At 35.3% G+C, this 5,032-nt stretch carries 3 protein-coding genes and 1 pseudogene; 2 read left to right on the top strand and 2 right to left on the bottom strand.

What is annotated here, in order from left to right:
• Positions 1-686: pseudogene (locus NZ519_11980) on the top strand (IS1595 family transposase).
• Between the two features lie 33 nt (positions 687-719).
• Here the strand turns inward: NZ519_11980 and NZ519_11975 are convergent.
• Both NZ519_11975 and NZ519_11970 read right to left on the bottom strand, forming a co-directional pair.
• Positions 720-1,451: a dTDP-4-amino-4,6-dideoxyglucose formyltransferase gene (locus NZ519_11975; protein ID MCS7029473.1), complete on the bottom strand. Its 732-nt coding sequence runs from the start codon at positions 1,449-1,451 to the stop codon at positions 720-722.
• A gap of 174 nt (positions 1,452-1,625) precedes the next feature.
• Positions 1,626-2,705: a DegT/DnrJ/EryC1/StrS family aminotransferase gene (locus tag NZ519_11970; GenBank protein MCS7029472.1), complete on the bottom strand. Its 1,080-nt coding sequence runs from the start codon at positions 2,703-2,705 to the stop codon at positions 1,626-1,628.
• 1,572 nt (positions 2,706-4,277) lie between these two features.
• On the opposite strand from NZ519_11970, the gene NZ519_11965 reads away from it, so the two are divergent.
• A partial coding sequence (locus tag NZ519_11965) for a transposase (protein ID MCS7029471.1) occupies positions 4,278-5,032 on the top strand: 755 nt, incomplete at its 3' end.

Genomic DNA, 5,032 nt, shown 5'->3' with positions numbered 1-5,032 from the left:
ACTTTGTTCCACAAAGTCAAGTTCTCGCTGTTGAAGGCGTTCTGGATTGTTTATTACGTTTCGACCAGTAAGAAAGGCATATCTTCTACCGAGCTGAGCCGCAAACTGCAGCTTCGTCAGAAAACTTGCTGGCTGTTCAAACAGAAAGTCATGCAAGCGATGGCCAGCACCGGCAAGCATCCTCTGGAAGGCCAGGTGGAAGTGGATGAATTTGTCATAGGCGGTCAGGAAGAAGGTACAAGGGGCAGGAAGAACAGGAAAAAGAAGCTGGTAGTGATGGCCCCATAGAAAAGAGCAAGGAAGGAGTCAAGCGCATCTACGCACGTCATATCAAGAAGGCAGACAAGGCCTATGTGAGGGTCTTTATCAGAGAAAGGATATCGGAGAAAGCCGACATAAGAACGGATGCTTTCTCTACCTACCGGAGCCTGTCGAGGGAAATCTCCAACCTGAAGACCGAGAAATCGGAGAGGAAAGCAAGGAATTTCGAGACAATACACAGGGTGATCATGGGTCTGAAAGGATGGCTCAGGGGAATACACGGCCACGCCGAGCTTGTTCAACACTACCTGGACGAGTACTGTTACCGCTACAACAGGCACTTGATGAAAGAGGGCATCTTCGAGAACCTGATGAGAAGAATGATCGCACACCCGCCGAGAACATATAAAATGATTATCGCTTAAATGCCTAATTCAAAAAATTAATTTATTTTACACTCATTCTTTTTCATCAAGATTTAATTTAATTTCAACAAATATTTTTTTTCCCGTATGTTCATCTATAAAGTAAGCATTTTTATATGGCGGGTGCGTTACTGCTCTAAGTAAATCAATTGTTTGTTTAATTGTAAGTTTTTCATTTAAATTTAATTTTAGTAATTTTTGATAATCTTTTAAACTGTTATAATTACCATCCGGAGCGTAAATTGGCTTATAATTGTATTCTAATATTTTTTTTATGTTTCTTTTTAAAACAATTTTCTCTTTTTCTATCACCTTTCTATATAAAGAAAATGAAGTATCCCATGCTTCAACTTTTACTTCTTCTCTATCTATAATATATCCGTGATCAATTTTATCATCCATACGGTGTAGTGTAACACCTGCCGGCAGTTTGTTTAAGATACTAAAAACATGAGGATAGTAGCCTCTGTTGTACGGATTATATCCCGGATGAAGGTTATAGCATCTTACTTCATCAACTAATTTTTTAGGGAATATTTGCTTACAGTGTATTGAAAAAATCACTTCGTATCTTAAAAACTTTTCTAACGACTCATTTACATCAACAGGTTTTACACCTAATTCAATTAAATTTTCCGGTAGATTTTGTTGAAACGTACAAAAAAAATCACAATCGTAGTTCGAATATTCCTCTTTACAGTCTATAAAAAATTGAAGCAATTCGAAATTATCAGAAACCACAGAAATTTTTCCATAAGTTTTCATTTTATTTTATTGTTTTAAATATGATTTAAACAGATTAATTTTAATGGAAAAAAACAAATATTAAAAACTTGAGAACCAAAGAGAAGTCTGTTAAATTCCCCTTCTGTTTGTCAATCGCTTCTAAGACAAATGATTGTGCATAGGGAATATATACTAGTATTATAAAAGCCAACATTACGAAGATAAATTTTTTAAAATTAAATCACTAATCCGTTCAACTTCATTTTGTACATCGTGATATAGCGGCAGACATAAAATTCGACGACTTATATCTTCTGCATGAGGCATTTTTTGATATGTCAAATAAGGTAATTTATTTAATGAAGGGTAAAAATATCTTCTTGGGAAAATATTATTTTTTCTAAGAATTTCTCTTATATGCAAAAGTTGATCTTCTGAAGAAAGAATAATGGGGAAATATGAATAATTCCATTCTGTCTCGTCTCTAATTTTGAGAAACCTGATTGATTCATTATTTGACAATAATTCTTTATAAAGATCAACAGCTTTTCTTCTCATATTGATCATCTCGGTCATATAAGGTAATACAGATAAACCTAAAGCGACATTGAGTTCAGACATCTTTCCATTAATCCCCAAACCCCAGAATTCTTCTTCACCATTATGTCCAAAATTGTGATGATAATATATTTTGTGAAACAATTCTTCTGAATGGCAAATAATAGCTCCGCCCTCACCGGTATGAAAGAGTTTAGTTGCATGCAGACTCAACGTGGAAACATCGCCATACTCTAATATTGATTTATTTTTGTATTTTACTCCAAAACAATGGGCTGCATCGTAAATTACTTTTAAATTGTAACTTTCAGCAATGTTTTTTATAGCTTCTACGTTACATGGATTACCATAAACATGTGTTGCTAAAATAGCGGTTGTGTTTTTTGTTATCGCAGCTTCAATTTTTTCTTCATCAATAGTAAGGCATTCGGGATGAATATCCACAAAAACCGGTTTACAATTTTCCCACACGATACTACTGGTTGTTGCAACGTATGAAAAAGGTGTAGTTATAATTTCTCCTTTTAGTTCTAAAGCTTTTATGGCTATTTGCAACGCTATAGTGCCGTTTGAAACCAAAAGAATTTTATTGACCTGAAGATATTCTTTTAATTTTTCTTCCAATTTTAAAACCAGAGGGCCTCTATTTGTGACTTGAGACGTATCCCAAATCTTGCGTAGAACGCTTATATACTCATCTAAATCGGGTAAAAAGGTTTTTGTAACAAATATCATACAAGACCATAATTTTATTTAAAACCAGGTAAAAAGCCTCAACTTTTAGAATAGAACATGTAAAAAAATAAAGTAAAGTATAAATCAAAAAAGAAAGTGTAAAATGTAAATATTTGTTGTGAATCGATTGCATAGCACAATACGTTATGAAAACAACGAAGCAAGTAATCATAATGAACAAAAAAATTAACTTTATGATTATCGGAAAGGATACTGATAGACTTCTGGAAACATAGTATGCGTTGATTAGCAATGCAATTAAGTAAAACACTAGAATAGAATACAAATACGTTTCTACACCACCCAAAAATAATGCAGGATAGGTTATTAGCATCAAAACTTTTTTTATAATTTCGAGTTTAAAATAACGTTTTGAATGTCCCACCCCAGCGATTGATGTCACCATCAATGCGCTTAATGGATACACGAAACTGCCTATGGTCATCAACTGAAAAAACCGAGCTGAGATATCCCATTCCTCGCCGAACAGGATTTTAATCACATCATGACTGACAATAAACAAGAGACCAGAGATATAAAAAGAGATAAAAATTGAAAAATTAAAATAATTAAAAAAAATTTCAGTGCGCTTTTCGGAACAGCTTCGAGAAATTATGGGTAAAGCAACATTGGTGAGCGTCCCTGAAGAGATGTTACGTATAAAGTAATCAAGACTCTGTGCTCGATAAAAGAACCCTAAAATCTCTATGGGAAATATTTTCCCTATAATAAAACTATCTATTTTTGTAAAAACCGTTTCAAGCATACCCGAATAAAAAAGATTAGAACCATATTCCCACAATTTTCTCACAGATCGAAAATTTACGAATTTTTGAAACCTCCATTTTGAAAGTATTACATACCCCACAACAAGTGAGATATTCATTGAGATTGTTTGAAAAATCAAAGACCAAACTTTTAAATTATTAATGGCACATATAACGGCTGATAAACCTGATATTATCGTGGAAAATAGATTTACTATTGCAATCTTTTTTAATTCTAAATTTCTGTGAAGAATCGCACTTGGTACTATAGTTAAAGAGTAAAACACCAGTGCCACCGATATTCCGATAAAGTATAATGAGAGATTTGGTGATTGATAGAAATACTGAAGTACAATGCCAACAATCCACAACATAAAAGCAAACAAAATAGATAGAAAAAGATGAAAATTAAATATAGTCGATAGTTGTATCGGGTTAACCTCCTCATGCTGTATTATTGCAGTGCGAAAACCTAGATCAATACATGGGCAAACAATTGAATAGATGTTAATTACCAAGCTATAAACTCCAAATTCAGAGGGAGTAAGCAATCTTGCAAGGATAACGCTGACAATAAAGGTTGAGAAATAATTCAATATCTTTCCCAAGAAATCCCAAAATGCATTTTTAAAAATACTCAAAGCCACAACAAAATTCTACGTAAAATGGGAATGGTGTCGACTCATTTAGGCAATTTAATGAAGTTTTCAAAAACTTATAGTATCTTTTTCTAAATTTTTTTAACCCAGATTTGGTAGTATCCCCAAAAGTGTGGATGGGTGCTTTTCGTTTCAGTCATACGGCCGTGGTACGGGTGGATGAAACCCTCCGGAAGATTTTTGGATGGAAGCGCGTGGCCAGTGCCGTTACATTTACTCGATTTTTTCGCAAGTTTACCTTAAAGGAAAACACTCGGATATTTACTGCCTTGAATCAGTGGTTTTTCAGTCAGCTTCATTTTGATAATTATGTATTGGACGTAGATTCCAGTGTGATGACGCGCTATGGAGAGCAGGAAGGCAGTCGCGTGGGATATAATCCGAAAAAGAGAGGTCGAGCTTCGCATCATCCCTTATTTGCTTTTATCAGTGACTTGCGGATGGTAGCCAATTGTTGGTTGCGGAGCGGAGATGCGAGCAGCGCTAACCATTGCATTGCATTTTTGGAAGAGACTTTCCGGATATTAAAAGGGAAAACGGTTGGGTTATTTCGGGCGGATGCGGGTTTTTGCAGCGAGAAAATTTTTTCGTTTTTAGAGTCTCAGCAGCGACCCATTCCGTACGTGATTGCCGGAAGGATGCATGGATTGTTACAATGGAAGGTAAAAGAATACAAGCAGTGGATAGCACTGGATAAAGGGATTTGGATTGCAGAGATGACCTACAGAGCAAAGGGTTGGAGCAGAGAGCGTCGTATGGTAGTAGTAAAACAAGATGTCGGTGTGCGTCCCAAAGCCGGCGGCAAGGTGCTAAAACTATTTGATGATAGCTCATTTTATGCTAACTACCGCTATCATTGCTTTTTTACTAATCAAACACTTCCGGCCGTAGAGATTTGGGA

This window comes from Bacteroidia bacterium (assembly GCA_025056095.1).
In the GTDB taxonomy this organism is placed as follows: Bacteria; Bacteroidota; Bacteroidia; order JANWVE01; family JANWVE01; genus JANWVE01.
Note: the sequence above shows the minus strand (reverse complement) of the source record. Positions and strands in the feature narration are given on the sequence as shown.